The sequence below is a fragment of the Rhodopila globiformis genome, assembly GCF_002937115.1.
Taxonomy (GTDB): domain Bacteria; phylum Pseudomonadota; class Alphaproteobacteria; order Acetobacterales; family Acetobacteraceae; genus Rhodopila; species Rhodopila globiformis.
Genome location: NZ_NHRY01000190.1, coordinates 1 through 17263 on the forward strand (window position 1 = coordinate 1; position 17263 = coordinate 17263).

Genomic DNA, 17263 nt, shown 5'->3' on the forward strand with positions numbered 1-17263 from the left:
TTCCGCCCCCGGCCGCTCCAGCCGCTGCCCCGGCTCCGGCGCCGCGGCCCACCGTCGCGCCGGCACCGGTTCCGCCTGCCAGGGCTGAGGACGACGCTGCGTCCCATGGCAAGCAGCATCACGGCAAGCGCGGCAAGCCGTCCCGTCACAAGGACAACGGTCCGAAGCGGTAACCCGGCGCGGCTCGATGGTCCGCGCTGGCATCGCCCTTGCACTGTCCCTCCGTCGTATTGAACGGAGGGAACCATGTGTCAGGGCGATGACCCGAACTGCGCGGATTTCGAGACGCATCGACAGGCCTGGCGCTCTGCCCTGTCGGCGGAGCGGCGGGCGTTCCTGAAATCGGGCTTTGCCGCCACCAGCGGCGCGGCGGCCCTGGCCACCACCGGCATTTCCCTGGTTTCGCCGGCCCTGGCGCAAAGCTCGGCGGCTCGGACGATGGGGCAGCCGGGCTACTACCACCTCCCCGCCAATGCCGAGACGGTGCACTGGGGCTATTTCAGCCGCAGCCTGAAGCCGCGGGTCACCGTGGCCTCCGGCGATTTCGTTACGATCGAGACGCTCACGCACCAGGCAAGTGACGACGCCGAGCGCATGATCCAGGGCGATCCGGGGGCAGAAAGCGTCTATCTGTGGACCAGGGAGAAGAAGGGCGTCATGCGCCGCGGCGCCGGCCCGGGCGACGGCGGCGGCCTCGGCGTGCATATCTGCACCGGCCCGGTGGCGGTGGAAGGCGCCGAGCCCGGCGACGTGCTGGAAGTCCGCATCCTGGACGTCAAGCCGCGGCCCTGCGCCAATCCGGCGTTCAAGGGTCTTTGTTTCGGCAGCAACGCCGCCGCCAACTGGGGTTTCCAGTACCGCGACCTGATCACCGGCGACCGACCGCGCGAGGTCGTGACGATCTACGAGATGGACGCCGGCGGGGAGCGCAACTGGGCGCGGGCGGTCTACAATTTCAAATGGGTGCCGGTGACCGACCCGACCGGCAAGGTGCACGCGACCATCGACTACCCCGGGCTGCCGGTGGACCACAGCAGGACGACGCGCAACTGGAACGTGCTACGGAATGTTCGGGTGCCGATCAGACCGCATTTCGGAACGATGGGGCTGGCGCCGAAGGAGGCGGAGTATGTGAACTCCATCCCGCCGAGCTACACCGGCGGCAACATCGACAACTGGCGCATCGGCAAGGGCGCGACGATGTACTATCCGGTCGCGGTCGAGGGTGCGCTGCTGTCCGTCGGCGATCCGCATGCCAGCCAGGGGGATTCCGAGCTGTGCGGTACAGCGATCGAGTGCTCGCTGACCGGAACGTTCCAGCTGATCCTGCACAAGCAGGCGGACCTGGGCGGCACCGCCCTGGCGTCGCTGCAATTCCCGATGATCGAGACGCAGGACGAATGGCTGATGTCCGGCTTCAGCTATCCGAACTACCTGGCCGAGCTGGGGCCGGATGCGCAGCGGGAGATCTTCGCGAAATCGTCGCTCGACCTGGCGATGCGGGATGCGTTCCGGAAGATGCGGGCCTTCCTGATGAACGCCAAGGGGCTGACCGAGGACGAGGCGATCTCGCTGATGTCGGTGGCGGTGGATTTCGGCATCACCCAGGTGGTGGACGGCAACTGGGGCGTTCATGCCGTGATCAGGAAGAACGTGTTCGCGGGCGCCACGGTCTGAGGGATGGGGAGGTCCGGCGTCGTGGCCGACGTATGACAGCGCGCCGGGAGATATACAGGCGTGGATCGGTGAAGAAAATCCTAGTGTCTTCGTGTTGACGCGGTGGTGCCGCAAGCGGCCGGCGCGCCGTCGCGGTTCAGGGGGTGTAGGGCGGATAGGCGGGGGCGTAGCCGCGCTCGTGCGTGTAGTCCGGCGGGGGCGGCGCTGGCCGTGGCGGAAGGGCGTTGAAGAACGCGTCCATCTGGCGGATCGGGAAGGTCTGGTTGATCGGCGCGGCGGGATTCGACGTGCAGCCGCCGAGCGACAGGCCGAGGATCAGCAGACAACACCCGATTGGCCGGGTCATGGCAAGCTCCTGGGCCGCGCGATACCTTCTCGACGCCGCATGGCGTGATACGTGGCTGACAACGATGAACGCCGCCACCGCATCGTCCGGCGCATGGCGGAGGCGCCCGATACGTTCACATGGGCGGGAGGGCCGGGGCCGGTTGCGCCGTCCGGCGGAAGCCTCGCGATGGACGCTGGCGTTTGTTGGTGACAGGGAATATTACGTATACGTGCAGAATTTTCCACAACGGACAAGCAACGAATCCGGCCCGCCGGCCGCCCAATGCCGTGTCATGCTGACGGATGATACCGCCAGCCGATCGGCCTCGGCAGGCAAATTGTGTCGGCAAGCCGGTTTTGACTGGCATGGCGGGCCTTGGCGGAGGCGATACATGGCCAACTTTGGCGCGATTGCAGGACAAAGCGCGCCTTTGCGACTTGTGGCCCGCGAGACTCCTGCTACGCTCGAAAGAGTTGCTCAAGCGGCGGTGATATGAGGGATCTCGGCCCGCGGGTTTGATGCAAGGGTGGATCGGCCGGATCCCCGGGCGGGCACCTTGGATCGACAGGCGATTCAGCGCTATGATCCGCCCGGGAAGTAAATTCCGGATCGAGAACGGAGGGAATTATGTCGGATGAAAGCAAATGCCCGGTCGCGGGCGCGCAGCAAAAACGCCGGGCCAGCCTGGGCAGGTCCAATCGTGACTGGTGGCCGGACCAGTTGAACCTTTCGATCCTTCACCAGCACTCCCCCCTGTCCAATCCAATGGGCAAGGCGTTCAACTACGCCGAGGAATTCAAGACCCTCGACCTCAACGCGGTGATCAAGGACCTGCATGCCCTGATGACGGACTCGCAGGACTGGTGGCCGGCGGATTACGGTCACTACGGCGGGCTGTTCATCCGCATGGCGTGGCACAGCGCGGGCACCTACCGCATCGCCGACGGCCGCGGCGGCGCCGGTGGCGGCCAGCAGCGCTTCGCGCCTCTGAACAGTTGGCCGGACAACGCCAACCTCGACAAGGCACGCCGTCTGCTCTGGCCGATCAAGCAGAAATATGGCGCGAAGCTTTCCTGGGCCGACCTGTTCGTCCTGGTCGGCAACGTCGCCCTGGAGTCGATGGGCTTCAAGACGTTCGGCTTCGGCGGCGGCCGCGTCGACACCTGGGAGCCCGAGGAACTCTACTGGGGCCCGGAAGGGACATGGCTCGGGGATGAGCGCTACAGCGGCGAGCGCCAGCTGGAGAACCCGCTCGGCGCGGTGCAGATGGGGCTGATCTACGTCAACCCGGAGGGTCCGAACGGCAACCCCGATCCGGTGAAGGCGGCGGTGGACATCCGCGAGACCTTCAAGCGCATGGCGATGGACGACGAGGAAACCGTCGCGCTGATCGCCGGCGGCCACACCTTCGGCAAGACCCACGGTGCCGGCGATCCGTCGCTGGTGGGCCGCGAGCCGGAAGGCGCCGCGGTCGAGGACCAGGGCCTGGGCTGGCGCAGCAAGTTCGGCATGGGCTTCGGGAAAGACGCCATCACCGGCGGCCCGGAGGTGGTCTGGACGCAGACGCCAACCAAATGGAGCAACTATTTCTTCGACAACCTGTTCAATTACGAGTGGGAGCTGACCAAGAGCCCGGCCGGCGCCTATCAATGGCAGGCGAAGAACGCCGAACCGTCGATACCGGACCCGTTCGATCCGTCGAAGAAGCGCCTGCCGACCATGCTGACCACCGATTTGTCGCTACGCTTCGACCCGATCTACGAGAAGATCTCCCGCCGGTTCCATGAGCATCCGGATCAGTTCGCGGACGCCTTCGCCCGCGCTTGGTTCAAGCTGACGCACCGCGACATGGGGCCGAAAGTGCGCTACCTCGGCGCGCTCGTGCCGCAGGAGACGCTGATCTGGCAGGACCCGATCCCGCCGGTGGATCACCCTCTGGTCGGGGAACAGGACATCGCGGCGCTGAAGCAGAAGATCCTCGGCGCCGGCCTGACGGTTCCGCAGCTTGTCTCGACTGCCTGGGCTTCGGCCTCGACGTTCCGCGGCTCCGACAAGCGGGGCGGCGCCAATGGCGCGCGCATCCGGCTGGCGCCGCAGAAGGACTGGGAGGTCAACCAGCCGCAGCAGCTTGCGACGGTGCTGCAGAAGCTGGAAGCGATCCAGAAGGACTTCAACGCCTCGGCCGGCGGCGGCAAGAAGGTTTCGCTGGCCGATCTGATCGTGCTCGGCGGCTGCGCGGCGGTCGAGCAGGCGGCGAAGGCCGGCGGCGTCGACGTGAAAGTTCCCTTCACACCGGGCCGCATGGATGCCTCGCAGGAGCAGACCGACGCGGAGTCGTTCGCGCCGCTGGAGCCGGTGGCTGACGGGTTCCGCAACTATCACCGCGGCAAGCAACTGATGATGCACGAGGAAGCCCTGGTGGACCGGGCGCAGTTGCTGCAACTGACGGCGCCGGAGATGACGGTTCTGCTCGGCGGCCTACGCGTCCTGGGCGCCAACGCCGGGGACAGCAAGCACGGCGTCTTCACCACGCGGCCGGGGACGCTGACGAACGACTTCTTCGTCAACCTGCTGACCATGAATACGGGTTGGCAGTCCGTCCCCGAGGCTGAAGGCGTTTACGAGGGGCGCGATCGCAAGACGGGCGAAAAGAAGTGGACCGCCACGCGTGTCGATCTCGTTTTCGGTTCGAACGCGCAACTCCGGGCCATCGGAGAAGTCTATGCCTGTGACGACGCGAAGGAGAAGTTCGTGAAGGACTTCGTGGCGGCGTGGAACAAGGTGATGAACCTTGACCGCTACGACCTGCCTGAGCGCCGCGGATAGCCGGGTTCCCGGCTGGCTGACGACCGGGCGGGGAGGCTATCTCCCCGCCCGTTTCGTTAGCGGGCCGGTCCGTTACCCCTCCGTCGTGACCGAGGCCGTTGCCCTATCGACATCACCGAGGTTGTTGCCCTATCGTCATGGCCGGGACACGCCCCGCCATGACGATAGGGCAACGAACCTTTCTCCGCACCCACCTTGCGCGGATCGCTCTCCGGCCGCCCCGCGGCAGTTCCAGCCGGAGCACGTCCCATCACTCACAGGCCGCAATATCCGCACGATCCCGCACCGCCGCCACAGGCTTGCGTCCCCCGACACGCGCGAACCGGATCGCCAGCAACGGCAGCACCAGCAGCGTCAGCAACGTCGAACTGACCAGCCCGCCCAGGATCACGATCGCCATCGGCCCCTGGATCTCCTGCCCCGGCAGGTTCCGCCCGAGCGCGATCGGCAGCAGGCCCAGAGCCGTCACACACGCCGTGATCAGGATCGGCGACACCCGGTCCATCGCTCCCGCCCGCGCGGTCTCGGCCGACCACGGCCGCCGCTCGGCGTGGACCAGGGTGCGATAATGCGACAGCAGCATCAGCGCATTGCGCAGCGTGATGCCGAACACCGTCACGAACCCGACCGCAGCGCCGAGCGACACCGACAGCCCGGCAATCCACACCGCGGCAATGCCGCCAATCAGCGCCAGCGGAACGTTGACCAGCAGCAGCGCCACCAGCCGCGAGTCCCGCAGCGCGACCACCAGCAGGGCGACGATCGCCGCCAGGGCCAGCCCGCTGTGCAGCATCAGCTCGACCCGCGCCCAGCCCGAGGCCGTGGCGGTGCCGCCGATGCTGACATAGTCACCGGGCGCCAGCGGGATTCCCGGCAGCACCCGGCGGGCGCGGGCGACGAACGCCGACGCCTCGCTGTCAGGCACGGCCACGGTGACGACCTGCACCCGCCGGCCGCCGGCGTGCAGGATCTGGTCCCGCCCGGCCTCCGCCTGGATGTGCGCCAGGGCACCCAGCCGGACGACCCCGCCTGTCCCCGTCGTCAGCGGCACGGCGCCCAGCGCGGCGGGATCGGCCCGCAGGCCGGGCGGCAGCACGACGACGATCGGAAACGACCGGCTGCCGGTATAGACCCGGCCGACGGTGTCGCCGGCATAGCTGGTGCGCAGCGCGCCCAGCACCTGCCCGGCCGTCAGCCCGTCCTGCAGCAACGCGGCGCGATCCAGCACGACCGACACCTCCGGGCGGCCGGGCGGCGCGGCGACGCTCACGCCGGTGGCGCCGGGAATCGCCTGCAGCGTCGCGGCGATGCGCGCCGCGTCAGCGTCGAGCCCGCTCAGCGACGGGCCGAAGACCGTGATGACGACCGGCGCAGTCTGGCCTGACAGGGTTTCGTGAATCCGCTCCACCAGGAACGTGTTGGCGGTCCAGCGCACGCCGGGTGGCCCTCGGACCGCGGCGAGAATCCTCGCCTGCAACACCGCGCCCTCGGCACCGCCTGCGGGAGTCAGCGTCACGTCCATCTCCGCCTTGTTCGTGCCGGCGTGCTCGTTCGACAGGTCGGCGTGACCGGCGTGCAGCACCACGGTGGCGACTTCGGGCATCCGCTGCAGGATGCGCGCCGCCCGTTCGCCGATGCCCAGCATCGCCTCCAGCGACGTGCCGGGCGCGGTCTCGAAATGCAGGATGAACTGCCGCTCGTGGAACGCCGGCAGGAACTCGGTGCGCATGAACGGCACGCTGGCGAACGACACCAGCACCAGTCCGGCGACGCTGCCCAGCGTCAGCCCGGGATGCCGTCCGACGGCCGCCAGCAGGCGCCCGTATCCCCGCTTCGCCCGCGCCACCAGCGGCGGATCGGCCGGGTGCAGCGGCGCCCGCCCCAGCAGCAGCCAAGCCAGCGCCGGCGTGATCGTCAGCGCCACCACCAGCGAGGACCCGATCGCCGCAATGTAGGCAACCCCCAGCGGCGCGAACAGCCGCCCGGCCACCCCGGACAGGCTCAGCAGCGGCAGGAAGACGATGGCCACCGCCAGGGTGGCGAAGACGATGGAGCCGCGCACCTCCAGCGACGCCTCCAGCACGACCCGCAGCGGCGGGCGCGGATCTGGGCGTCCGCGGTTCTCGCGCAGGCGGCGGTGGATGTTCTCCACGTCCACCACGGCATCGTCCACCACCTCGCCGATGGCGATCGCCAGGCCGCCGAGCGACATCGTGTTCAGCGTGAAGCCCAGCCGGTCCAGCGCCACGATCGCCATCAGCAGCGACAGCGGGATGGCGACGAAGGAAACCAGCGCGGTGCGCCAGTTGCGTAGCGCCAGGACCAGCACCGCCAGGATCAGCGCGGCGCCGATGACCAGCGAATCACGCAGGTGCCGCAGCGCCGTCAGCACGAACGAGGCCGGCCGCAGCGCATCCGGCAGCAGCAGCACGCCATCACGCTTCAGCGCCGGCGCCAGCACCGCCAGTTCGCGGTCGAGCGCCTCGGTGACGCCCAGCAAATCGGCGCCATACTGGGCGCTGATCACCACCAGCACGCCGGGTTTCGGCCCCACCAGCGCGCCGCTGAACGCTGGCGGCGGCGCGCGAACCACCTGCGCGACGTCGCCAAGCCGGATGCTGCGGCCCCCCCGCTGCGCCACCAGGCTGTCGGCGAGGTCCGCCGGCGTCAGGGTCTGGCCGTATGCTCGGATCACCACCTGCTGGTTCGGCGTCTCGACCAGCCCGGCGCCGAGCGTCGCGCTGGCCTGCCGCGCCGCGGCGGTCAACTGGTCCAGGCTGATCCCGGCCTCGATCATCCGGTCCGGGTCGAACTGCACCTGCAACTGCCCGGGCCGCGCGCCGAAGATGACGACGTCCGACACGCCCGGCACCGACAGCAGCGCCGGCCGCATGGTCCAGCGCGCGATCTCGGTCAGCTGCATCAGCGACAGCGTCGGCGACGACAGGCCCACCGTCAGCACGTCGCCGGTCGAGGACCGCAACGGCGCGAGGACGGGTGTCGCGCCATCCGGCAGCGAACCGGCCATGGGCGCCAGCCGCTCGGCCACCAGCTGGCGGTCGCGGTAGACGTCGGTGTCGCCGTCGAACACGACGTCGACGACCGACAGGCCGGTGGTGGACTGGGATCGCAACGTGGCCAGGCCGGGGATGCCGTTGACCGCCTCCTCCACCGGCGTCGTCACCAGGCCCTCGACCTGCTCGGCGGCCAGGCTGGGGACGGTTGTTTCGATCACCACCGTCGGCTGCCCGAACTCCGGGAAGACGTCGTAGCGGGCGTTCACCGCGGCGAACACGCCGATTGCCGTGACCGCCAGGGCGGCCAGCAGGATCAGCCGGGGAAACCGCAGGCAGAAGGCGACGATCGGGCGCATCGGCGGGGATCAGTCGTCGTCGTCCGAGGACGCCGCATTGCCGGCCATGGCGGCGGCCTGGGACTCCGACAGCAGCAGCGCCGAGCCCGCCACCACGACGGCCACACCGGGCTTCAGCTCGGCGCCGGCCGCGTCCCTGACGAAATAGCCGCCCGGCACGCGGTCGGCCGCGGGCAGGACCACCGGCGTGAATCCTGTCTTGCCGCTCTTGCGGTACACCAGCGGCGTCGCCGCGCGCCAGACCACGGCGGCGGCCGGAATCACCACGCCGGTCACCGCCGGTCCGTTCGGCAGCTCGGCGCGCAGCCTCAGGCCGGCGGGCGGACAGGCCGGGCCGCTGCCCAGGTAATAGAAGGCCGGACCGGTGCCACCCGGCGACTGCGGCGACGGTCCCACCAGCCGCAGCGGCAGCACGGGACCAGCGGCCGGGCTGGCCGTCGCCTGCGCCGGCGCCGCCGCGAGGTCCGCGCCAATCGGCAGGACCACCTGCACCAGGCACGACGAACCGGCCTCGATGTCAGGAAGCGGACTTTCCCCGGTGGCGACCGACGCTGCCAGGGCAGAGCCCCAGGTGGCGCGAATGCCGGCCTGGAGCGACCGCAGCTTCGCCTCCGCCACGGTCAGGGTCGCGGCGGTGACCTGTTCGGCCGCCTGGGCGGACTGGTATTCCGCCATCGACACGTTGCCCTGGGCATGGAACAGGCCGGCGGCGCGCTTGGCCTCGTTCTGCGCCAGCGTCAGCCTTGCGCGGGAGGCGGCGATGTCGGCCCGGGCCTCGGCCGTCTGCGCCGACAGCGCGGCCAGCCGCGCAGGGTCGAGCACCTGGCCGAACGCGGCGATCGTCGGCGCCCGGTGCTCGGCATGCAGCCGCTGCACCTGGATGCCGCCGGCCTCGATGGCGTCCCGGGTCAGCGTCAGCGGCGCCAGCAGGGTCTGTCCCCACGCGGCGGGCAGCAGGCCGAGCCATAGCAACGGGGCGGAAAGCGGCAGTCTCCGCACGATCATCTCTCCTTGGCGCCAATGAACGGATGATGCAACGCATCCTCGAGACGGCCGAGCGCGGTGCGTTCATCGGCGCCCGCCGCCAGGGCGCCGAGCTCGGTCTGGGCGCGCGCCAGTTCCGCCCCGGCAAGCTCCAGCCGGCCGATCTGGCCGGCGGCGAAGGCGGCGCGGTCCATGCGCACCGTCCGGTCGGCCAGCCGCAGCAGCCCGCCGGCGCGCCGCGCTTCCGCGCGGCTGGCCTGCCAGTCGGTCATCGCGGTTTCGATCTGGCCCAGCACCGTCGTCTGCACTCTGTCGAAATCGTCGGCCGCGACCTGCCGGGCGGCGCGGGCGGCGGCGATCGGCCCCTGGTTCTGGTTCAGGATCGGCAGCGGCAGCGAGATCGCCAGGATGAACTGCTGCTGGCCTTGGTTGTACTGGTAGCCCGGGCCGATGTTCAGGTCCGGATACTGCCGCGCCACTTCCAGCCGCAGCGTCGCCTCGGCGGCCTCGTAGCGGGCCAGCGCGTCCAGGACTTCGGGCCGCTGCGCCAGGGCACGCTGGCGCAGGGCGCCCAGGTCGCCGACGGGTGCGGGCCGGTCGATCTCCGACAGGTCGATCGGCGCGGCCTCGATCGCCGCCACCGGCACGCCGGTTGCGGTGGCCAGGGCGGCGGTGGCGAGACGCTCCTGCCGCCCGGCGGTGACGAGGCTCAGCGCCGCCTGGGTGCCGGTCAGCTGCTGGGCGGTCAGCGCCGCGGCGGAGACGGCGCCGGCCTGGTAGCGCCCCGCGACCAGCGCGGTGACCTGGCGAGCGGCCCCATCATAGGCGCGGGACAGCGCCAGCCGCCGGCGGGCGGCCCAGAGGTCGATCAGCGCCGTCCGCACCTGGCTGCGCACCGCCCAGACCGCCACCGCAAGCTGCTGGCGCGCCGATCGGCTGCGTGCCCGCGCCCGGGCGAGTTCGGCGGCGCGCTTGCCGGCGGTCTGGATCAGCTGGGTGATGGTCGGCCCGATCTCCCACGGCGAGGGCTCGAACAGCGCGGCATAGTAGCTCGGACCCAGGGACAGCTCGGGATTGGGCCATGCGGCGGCGGTGCGTTCCCCGGCTTCGGCGACCCTGACCTGTCCGGCGGCTATCCTGATGTCCGGTCGTTCGTACGCGGCGGCCGCCGTCAGGGTCGCCAGGTTCCAGCGGACCGGCGACGGCGCCCGGGGCACGTTGGCAGCCACGAAATGCAGCAGGCCGGGATCGCTGAGGGTGCGGGCCTGCAGGCCGTGCGCCGATGCCGCCGGATCGAGCGGGCGCGCATTGTAGCTGGCGCAGCCCTGCAGGACGCCGGCGCAGCAACAAGCGGCTGCGACGAACGCCTTCGTGACCGTGTCGGCGCGGGTCGTCATCCGGTATGTATCGCTGCCGGCGCTGACGCGAGGCTGACGCCCAGGGAGGATCGGCGGTGAAAATACTGCTGGTGGAAGATCATCTGGCGGTGAGCGGGATCGTCGCCGATCACCTGCGCCAGCGGGGGTTCGCGGTCGACGTGGTGCGGCGGGCCGACGAGGCGCTGGCCGCCAGCCGCATGACCCGCTACGACGCTGTCATCCTCGACCTCGGCCTGCCGGACGGGGACGGGATGCAGGTGCTGCACCAACTGCGCCAGGGCGGCGCGGCCACGGTCCCGGCGATCATCGTCTCCGCCCGCGACGGGCTGGCGGATCGTGTCGGCGGCCTGAATGGCGGCGCGGACGACTATATCGTCAAGCCGTTCGAACTGACCGAGCTGGAGGCTCGGCTGCGGGCGGTGCTGCGGCGTCCCGGTCCCCGCCCGCATGCGGTTTACCGGTATGGCGACCTCAGCTTCGATGCCGCGCGGCAGTCGGCGGCGGCCGGGGAGCGGGCGCTCGACCTGACCCGGCTGGAGGCGCTGGCGCTGGAGGAACTGGTGCGGGCGGCCGGGCAGGCGGTGGTGAAGGATGCGCTGGAGGATCGGCTCTACGGCTTCGACGGCGGCGGCGGCATGAACGCGCTGGAAGCGGTGATCTCGCGGCTGCGGCGGCGGCTCGCGGCGGCGGGCTCCGCGGTGACCATCGAGTCGCTGCGCGGCATCGGCTATCGCCTGCGCCCGGGGCGGACGGCATGAGGCTGCTGGACAGCCTGCGGCGGCGCCTGGTGGTGGCGATGCTGCTGGTCTTCGCGCTGGGCGCCGGCGGCGCGATCCTCGCCTGGCCGTTCGAGGGCAAGGGGGCGCTGCTGAGCCGCATCGACGCCGACTGGGTCGAGGACCCCTACCAGGACGTCCTGGTGCTGCTGGTCTTCACCGCCGCTGCGATCGCCATCATCATTCTGGTCAGCGTCTGGACCCTGCGCCACCTGGCGGGCGCGGCCCGCGATGCCGCGCGCGTCGGTCCGCGCAACCCGGAGGCGCGGATTGCCGCCGCCCGGCTGCCGCGCGAGATCCGGCCGCTGGTTCTGGCGGTCAATGAGGCGCTTGACCGCATGGCGCGCGCCTACGACGCCGAGCGCCGGTTCGTCGCCGATGCGGCGCATGAACTTCGCACACCGCTGACCGTCCTCAGTCTGCGCGTGCAGCAGGCGCGGCTGAGCGGGGCGCCCAACTGGGGACAGATCGAGCAGGACCTGGCGCAGATGGGCCGGGTCGTCAGCCAGCTTCTCGATCTCGCCCGCAAGGAAGTCGCCGACACGGCTGACACGGCGTGCCTGGAAGGCGTCGATGCCGGCCGCTTGGCGCGCGAGGCCGCGGCGCTGATCCTGCCACTGGCCGATGCGGCAGGACGGGCGGTCGAGCTTGATTTGCCGGAGCGGCTGCCGGTCCGCGGGCGGGCCGGGGACCTGCGGGACATGCTGCGCAACCTGCTGGAGAACGCCCTGGCGCACGGGCAGGGAACGATCCGTGTCACCGGGCGGCTGCTGCGGAGCGACGGCGGGCCAGGCCGGGTGGCGATTACGGTGGCGGACCAGGGCACCGCGCTTGCGCGGATCGACAGGGAGCGGCTGTTCGACCGGTTCCGCAAGGCCGACGCGGCGTCGAGCGGCAGCGGCCTCGGCCTGGCCATCGTGCGGGAGGTGGCGCGGGCGCATGGCGGGACGGCCGGGTTCGCGCCGGGGCCGGAGACCGTCGTCGAAATCCTGCTGCCGGCCTGCGGGGAGCCGCCGGCGTAGGCTGGAGATTTGGCGCGTGCTGCGTCATCCGCGCCGGAAATCCACGTCACCCGCCCGGCGGGCGCAGGCGTTCCGCGTCGATCGCCACTGAAAATGGCCGGTTCATGCCAATGAACACCGGCCGGAGTTCGTGCGACCGAAAGCGCCATTGCTGGTCGCCTGTCATGAGACATTGCGCTTCGAAATCAGCGATCATGGCCAGCGGCCTCGCCTCCTCGACCGGTGGGCGGCCCTCGGCCCGGTACAGGCTCATGACGCCGATAATGCGGGCGCGTCGCGCGTCGTCGCGGAAGACCTGGACGTTGCTCACGATATGGCGGGTGGTGGTGGTGCCGCGTTCGCGACGCCGATCATAGAACGCCTGGATGTTTTCGTGTCCCTCGAAGTAATTCGCGCCGACGATATAGATGGCATCGGGCAGGTAGAACTCATGCGCGCGGCGGCCGGCGTTGTGGTCCACCTCGGCCCAGTAGTCCGCGATAAGCTGATTGAGGGCGCACCACAAAGCCAGGTCGCCGGTCCCCGGGATAGTCACCATCGTCCTCCCCTTGCGCCTGTGCGGTGTAGCGCAGATCCGTTCGGCTGTCAGGCGGCGACGATGATGCGCCCGACAGGGGCTGGCTCCTGCTACCCGGTTCCGCGAAACAGGATCGTCCGGAATGCCAGCTTTGCTGGCCCGTGGCCGGGAGCGACAGCAAACCGCAGGCAGGTTGTGAGGCGCAGATGGCGCGGCCGCTCCTACACCGTCATGGTCAGCGCAGGCTCCATTGGGGTTAAAATGGAGGGACGGGGCACGGCCATTTCCACACCGTCATGGTGGGCGCAGGCCCACCATCCACGGCTTATGCTGGTATCGGCACCGCAAGGCATGGATGGCGGCCCTGCGGCCGCCATGACGATGAAGGCGCACCGTCGTCCTGTCGCAACCTGGCTGCGGTTTGCTGCTAATCGGCCTCCAGGAACCCGGCGATCGCGGCCGCGGTTTCGGCGGGCCTGTCCAGTTCCGCCAGGTGCCCGGCGCCGGCGATGACCTGGATCCGCGTCGGCCCGCCGATGCCCTTGGCGAACACGTCGGCATAGGCGCGGGGTATGATCCGGTCCTGCTCGCCCCACAGCAGCAGCGTCGGCGCCTTGACCAGCCGCAGGCGCTTCTCGATCCGCGTGTTGCCCAGCGGCCAGAAGATCCGCGCCGCCGCCTCGTTCGCCCGCACCTGTTCGATCGGCCACTCGATGGAGTTGGCGCCTTCCGGCGGAGTCTTCAGCGCGGTCCACTTTTCGGCGTCGGCACACATCAGGCCGGGCACGGCGTCGGCCCGCTGCGCCCAGGGATCCGTCGGCGGGTTGGTCTCGTCGAACAGCCCGAACGGGGCGATCAGCGCCAGCCGGCGCACGGTAGCCGGCCACAGCGCGGCTATCTCGGCGGCCAGTGACGCGCCGACGGAACTGCCGGCGAGATCGGCGCCGGACAGCCCCGCCTTGTCCAGGATCTCCCGCACCGCCAGCAGCCAGTCCAGGTGCGAGTCCAGCACGCTGTGGCCGCGGTCGCCGCCCGGGAAGCCGGGCAGCGAGGGCACGATAACGGTGCGGCCGCGGGCCAGTTCGTCCAGGAACGGAATCCAGCGCGGCAGGCCGCCGAAGCCGGCCAGGAAGCCAAGGGCCGGGCCGGCGCCCTTGCGCCAGACGCGCGTCGGAAAACCGTTGACGTCGATGGTCAACGTTTCGGGTTCAGTCACGTTTCGCTCCGTCGTGTGGTTATTCGGCGGCGAGCTTCGGCATGTAGGCGGGGACCTCGGCGCGCAACGCGGCGTCCATCGGCCGCGGCCACCAGTGGTCGGTCCAGCCGGCGTGCAGGTCGCGCAGCTTCGGCATCACCTGCTCGGCGAACAGCTTCGTGTTGTAGCGGGTCAGGTCCTTGCTCATGTTGCCGTACTGCAGCAGCAGCATCAGGTGGCCGACGTTCAGCTGGGTGGCGACCTCGCGCAGCTGCTGGGCGACTTCGTCGGGCGAGCCGATGATGACGTAGCCGTTGTCGACGATGCCGTCCATGTCGCGAGCGACCGAGGCGAAGCGCTCGCCGGTGGACTTGCCGCGCACCGTGGCGTCCGCCGCTTTCTTCACCTGGCTTTCGATGCCGGCGCGCTGGCTGCCCTCGCTGGTGTAGCCGGGCGGCGTGGCATAGCGCGGATCGACGTGCAGGCAGCGGCCGTAGAAATACTCGGCTGCCTCGGAATACAAATCGTAGGCTTGCTGGCGGGATTCGGCGACGCCGATGAACTGCAGGAAGCCGGCTTGGTAGGGATTGCGGTCCTTGCCCAGACGATCCATTTCGGCCCAGAATCCGTCCATCGTGGCGCGGCCGGCCTTGTAGCCGTAGTAGGACAGGTAGCAGTACACGTAGTTCATCTGGGCGCACCACTGCCAGGTCTCGACCGAGCCGCCGCCGGGGATCCAGATGGGCGGATGCGGCTGCTGCACCGGGCGCGGCCAGATGTTGATATAGCGCTGCTGGTTGAAGCGGCCGTTGAAGGCGAAGGTGTCCTTCTCGGTCCAGGCGCGCTTCACCAGGTCGTGCGCCTCATGGTAGCGCTGGCGCAACTGGCTGGGGTTGGTGCCGTAGGCGTAACAGGTGTCCATCGGCGTGCCGACCGGGAAGCCGGCGATCAACCGTCCGCCGGAGATCACGTCGATCATGGCGAACTCCTCGGCCACCCGCGTCGGTGGGTTGTACAGCGCCAGCGAGTTGCCCATGACGCAGATGGCGGTGTCAGTGGTGCGGCGCGCCAGGGACGCGGCGATCAGGTTGGGCGAGGGCATCAGGCCGTAGCCGTTGGAATGGTGCTCGTTGACGCAGACGGCGTCGAAGCCGCATTCGGCGGCGTATTCCAGCTCATCCATGAAATCGTTGTACATCAGGTGGGCGCGCTTCGGGTCGAACAGCGTCGAATGGATGTCCACCCAGACCGACGGATTCCTGTCGCGGAAATCGACTGGCAGTTCCGTGTAAGGCATCAGGTGGAACCACATCAGCTTCATGACGGCTGCCTCGCGCTTCGTTTCGAGAACAAATGATACTGGTCAGTATTGCGGGCGGCTGGCGGGTATGTCAAATTCCGGCGGGTTTTGTTTCGGCTGCGCGAGGGACTGCCGCTGGCCTTGTGCCGGGGTGGCCGGTGGACTGACACTGGCGGGCCGGCGCTGGTGGGTTGGCGTTGGGCGATCAACCACGCCGATCAACCATTGGGAGCGGTCCGATGAACGATCTTGCCGATACAGCCTCTGCGATGGACCTCTCGGGGGCGGCCTGCATCGCGCGGGCGCGCGGCCTGATCTCTTCGCTGCAGGCGGCGGCGGACCGCATCGAGGCCGGGAACGAGCTGCCGCCGGATGTGCTGGAGGCGATGCACGCGGCGCGGATGTTCCGCCTGCTGCTGCCGCGCAGCCTGGGCGGGGCGGAGTTGCGGCCGGTGGACTATATCCAGTGCGTCGAGGCGATCGCGCAGGGTGATGCCTCGGTGGCGTGGTGCATGAACCAGGGCGGCGGCTGCGCCATGGCCGCGGCCTATCTCGCGCCCTCGGTCGCGCGTGAGGTGTTCGGCGATGCGCGCGACGTGCTGGCGTGGGGGCAGGGGCCGGGCGCGAAGGCAATCCGCAGCGACGGCGGCTGGCGGGTGAGCGGATCCTGGACCTTCGCCTCCGGCAGTCGGCACGCGACCTGGCTGGGGGCCCATGCGCCGTGCTTCGAGGCGGACGGCACGCCGGTGCGCCATCCTGACGGCCGGCCGTGGGAACGCACCATGCTGTTCCGGCGCGAATTGGCGCAGATCGACGACGTGTGGGACGTGATGGGCCTGCGCGGCACCGGCAGCGACACCTATACGATCCGGGACCTGTTCGTCGACGACGCCCACAGCCTGACCCGGGAAAGTCCGGCCGAGCGGCGGGAGACGGGGACGCTGTATGCCTTCCAGGCGATGCAGCTTTACGCCGCGGGTTTCGCCAGCGTGGCGCTGGGCGTGTCGCGCGCCATGCTGGATGCGTTCGTCGACCTGGCGAAGACCAAGAGCCAGGCGTGGTCGAAGGACCCCCTGCGCGACGACCAGGCGGTGCAGAGCATCATCGGCTACGCCGACGCGTCCTGGAAGGCGGCGCGCGCCGGGCTGCACACGGCGATGACCGATGCCTGGGTCCAGGTGTCCCAGTCGGGCGGGCTGGCGCTGGAAAGCCGCATCGCGATCCGTGAGTCGTCCACCTATGCGATCCATGCGTCGCGCGACCTGTGCCACCAGATCTTCCATGAGGCCGGGTCGACCGCGATTTTCGCCAAGGCGCCGTTCGAGCGGCGGCTGCGCGACATCAACAGCGTCTCGCAGCAGGCCCAGGGGCGGCGGACGCATTTTGAAGCGATTGGGCAGTATCTGCTGGGGATGCGGCCGGATACGCGCTGGCTGTAATCGCCGCGGCGAACCGGGCTGGCGCGGGTGGCGGGTGATCGGCAACGACATCGGATGGTTCCGCGGTGGTCGTGCGGGAATACTGCCGAAGTCATTGTCGTTACCCTTCGGTATTGTGCGCTTTTTGTCCGGTCATGGGCCGCTGGGATGACCATGTTTTCACCGCATGGCTCCAATGTGCTGGGGAAAAAGCCCGATGTTTGGCTTGTAACTTTTGTTTTTCAACGGGTTGATCGTCGTCAGACAAGTTTCACATTTCGGCCTGATTTGCGTTGACAGAGCAGGGCGCGGCGACTATTTCACCGCCTCCCGCGACGGACGGTTGGTTCGGCAGCGTGGGTGGCTGAAGCGGGTTGGGTGGTCTGGGCTTGTGTAGAGCCTTGAGTTATCGGCCTGAAGCAGTTGGGTCGGGGTGTATCGGACGGGACTGGTTGGTTTCATCTGATA

General features: G+C 69.4%; 12 protein-coding genes. 5 read left to right on the forward strand and 7 right to left on the reverse strand.

All coding sequences use genetic code 11. The features are described from left to right. The first annotated feature begins 246 nt into the window (after nucleotides 1–246). The gene (locus tag CCS01_RS17595) at nucleotides 247–1677 is read left to right on the forward strand and encodes an acetamidase/formamidase family protein (RefSeq protein WP_104520082.1); all 1431 of its coding nucleotides are present in this window, start codon (nucleotides 247–249) and stop codon (nucleotides 1675–1677) included. A gap of 136 nt (nucleotides 1678–1813) precedes the next feature. On the opposite strand, the gene CCS01_RS17600 is transcribed toward CCS01_RS17595, so the two are convergent. Beyond that, the gene (locus CCS01_RS17600) at nucleotides 1814–2023 is read right to left on the reverse strand and encodes a hypothetical protein (protein WP_104520083.1); all 210 of its coding nucleotides are present in this window, start codon (nucleotides 2021–2023) and stop codon (nucleotides 1814–1816) included. A 609-nt stretch (nucleotides 2024–2632) separates the two neighbouring features. Between CCS01_RS17600 and katG the strand changes: the two genes are divergently transcribed. Then, complete coding sequence (gene katG / locus CCS01_RS17605) at nucleotides 2633–4831, forward strand: catalase/peroxidase HPI (protein WP_104520084.1); 2199 nt, start codon at nucleotides 2633–2635, stop codon at nucleotides 4829–4831. 250 nt (nucleotides 4832–5081) lie between these two features. On the opposite strand, the gene CCS01_RS17610 is transcribed toward katG, so the two are convergent. The 3 genes from CCS01_RS17610 to CCS01_RS17620 are packed head-to-tail and all read right to left on the reverse strand — an operon-like array spanning nucleotide 5082 to nucleotide 10585. Continuing rightward, complete coding sequence (locus CCS01_RS17610; protein WP_104520085.1) at nucleotides 5082–8204, reverse strand: efflux RND transporter permease subunit; 3123 nt, start codon at nucleotides 8202–8204, stop codon at nucleotides 5082–5084. A 9-nt stretch (nucleotides 8205–8213) separates the two neighbouring features. Beyond that, complete coding sequence (locus CCS01_RS17615) at nucleotides 8214–9203, reverse strand: efflux RND transporter periplasmic adaptor subunit (protein ID WP_146101825.1); 990 nt, start codon at nucleotides 9201–9203, stop codon at nucleotides 8214–8216. A 2-nt stretch (nucleotides 9204–9205) separates the two neighbouring features. After that, entirely contained in the window at nucleotides 9206–10585 is a 1380-nt protein-coding gene (locus tag CCS01_RS17620) for a TolC family protein (protein ID WP_104520087.1), read from the reverse strand. 56 nt (nucleotides 10586–10641) lie between these two features. Between CCS01_RS17620 and CCS01_RS17625 the strand changes: the two genes are divergently transcribed. Both CCS01_RS17625 and CCS01_RS17630 read left to right on the forward strand, forming a co-directional pair. Next, the gene (locus CCS01_RS17625; RefSeq protein WP_104520088.1) at nucleotides 10642–11325 is read left to right on the forward strand and encodes a response regulator transcription factor; all 684 of its coding nucleotides are present in this window, start codon (nucleotides 10642–10644) and stop codon (nucleotides 11323–11325) included. Then, entirely contained in the window at nucleotides 11322–12365 is a 1044-nt protein-coding gene (locus CCS01_RS17630; protein ID WP_104520089.1) for a sensor histidine kinase, read from the forward strand. The genes CCS01_RS17625 and CCS01_RS17630 overlap by 4 nt, the downstream gene beginning before the upstream one ends. Nucleotides 12366–12411: 46 nt before the next feature. Here the strand turns inward: CCS01_RS17630 and CCS01_RS17635 are convergent, their stop codons facing one another. The 3 genes from CCS01_RS17635 to CCS01_RS17645 all read right to left on the reverse strand — a co-directional run bounded on the left by CCS01_RS17635 (nucleotide 12412) and on the right by CCS01_RS17645 (nucleotide 15398). After that, complete coding sequence (locus CCS01_RS17635) at nucleotides 12412–12903, reverse strand: nuclear transport factor 2 family protein (protein WP_104520090.1); 492 nt, start codon at nucleotides 12901–12903, stop codon at nucleotides 12412–12414. 406 nt (nucleotides 12904–13309) lie between these two features. After that, entirely contained in the window at nucleotides 13310–14098 is a 789-nt protein-coding gene (locus CCS01_RS17640; protein WP_104520091.1) for an alpha/beta fold hydrolase, read from the reverse strand. 19 nt (nucleotides 14099–14117) lie between these two features. After that, nucleotides 14118–15398, reverse strand: a complete 1281-nt coding sequence (locus CCS01_RS17645) for an LLM class flavin-dependent oxidoreductase (RefSeq protein WP_104520092.1) — start codon at nucleotides 15396–15398, stop codon at nucleotides 14118–14120. A 218-nt stretch (nucleotides 15399–15616) separates the two neighbouring features. Between CCS01_RS17645 and CCS01_RS17650 the strand changes: the two genes are divergently transcribed. After that, nucleotides 15617–16816 carry an acyl-CoA dehydrogenase family protein gene (locus CCS01_RS17650; protein ID WP_104520093.1) on the forward strand — a complete coding sequence of 400 codons (1200 nt, stop codon included), beginning with the start codon at nucleotides 15617–15619 and terminating at the stop codon, nucleotides 16814–16816. Nucleotides 16817–17263: the final 447 nt, after the last annotated feature.

Coding starts and splice junctions, on each gene's coding strand:
- CCS01_RS17630 (WP_104520089.1), top strand. CDS start 11,322: ATGAGGCTGCTGGACAGCCTGCGGCGGCGCCTGGTGGTGGCGATGCTG.
- katG (WP_104520084.1), top strand. CDS start 2,633: ATGTCGGATGAAAGCAAATGCCCGGTCGCGGGCGCGCAGCAAAAACGC.
- CCS01_RS17635 (WP_104520090.1), bottom strand. CDS start 12,903: ATGGTGACTATCCCGGGGACCGGCGACCTGGCTTTGTGGTGCGCCCTC.
- CCS01_RS17620 (WP_104520087.1), bottom strand. CDS start 10,585: ATGACGACCCGCGCCGACACGGTCACGAAGGCGTTCGTCGCAGCCGCT.
- CCS01_RS17645 (WP_104520092.1), bottom strand. CDS start 15,398: ATGAAGCTGATGTGGTTCCACCTGATGCCTTACACGGAACTGCCAGTC.
- CCS01_RS17650 (WP_104520093.1), top strand. CDS start 15,617: ATGAACGATCTTGCCGATACAGCCTCTGCGATGGACCTCTCGGGGGCG.
- CCS01_RS17610 (WP_104520085.1), bottom strand. CDS start 8,204: ATGCGCCCGATCGTCGCCTTCTGCCTGCGGTTTCCCCGGCTGATCCTG.
- CCS01_RS17595 (WP_104520082.1), top strand. CDS start 247: ATGTGTCAGGGCGATGACCCGAACTGCGCGGATTTCGAGACGCATCGA.
- CCS01_RS17600 (WP_104520083.1), bottom strand. CDS start 2,023: ATGACCCGGCCAATCGGGTGTTGTCTGCTGATCCTCGGCCTGTCGCTC.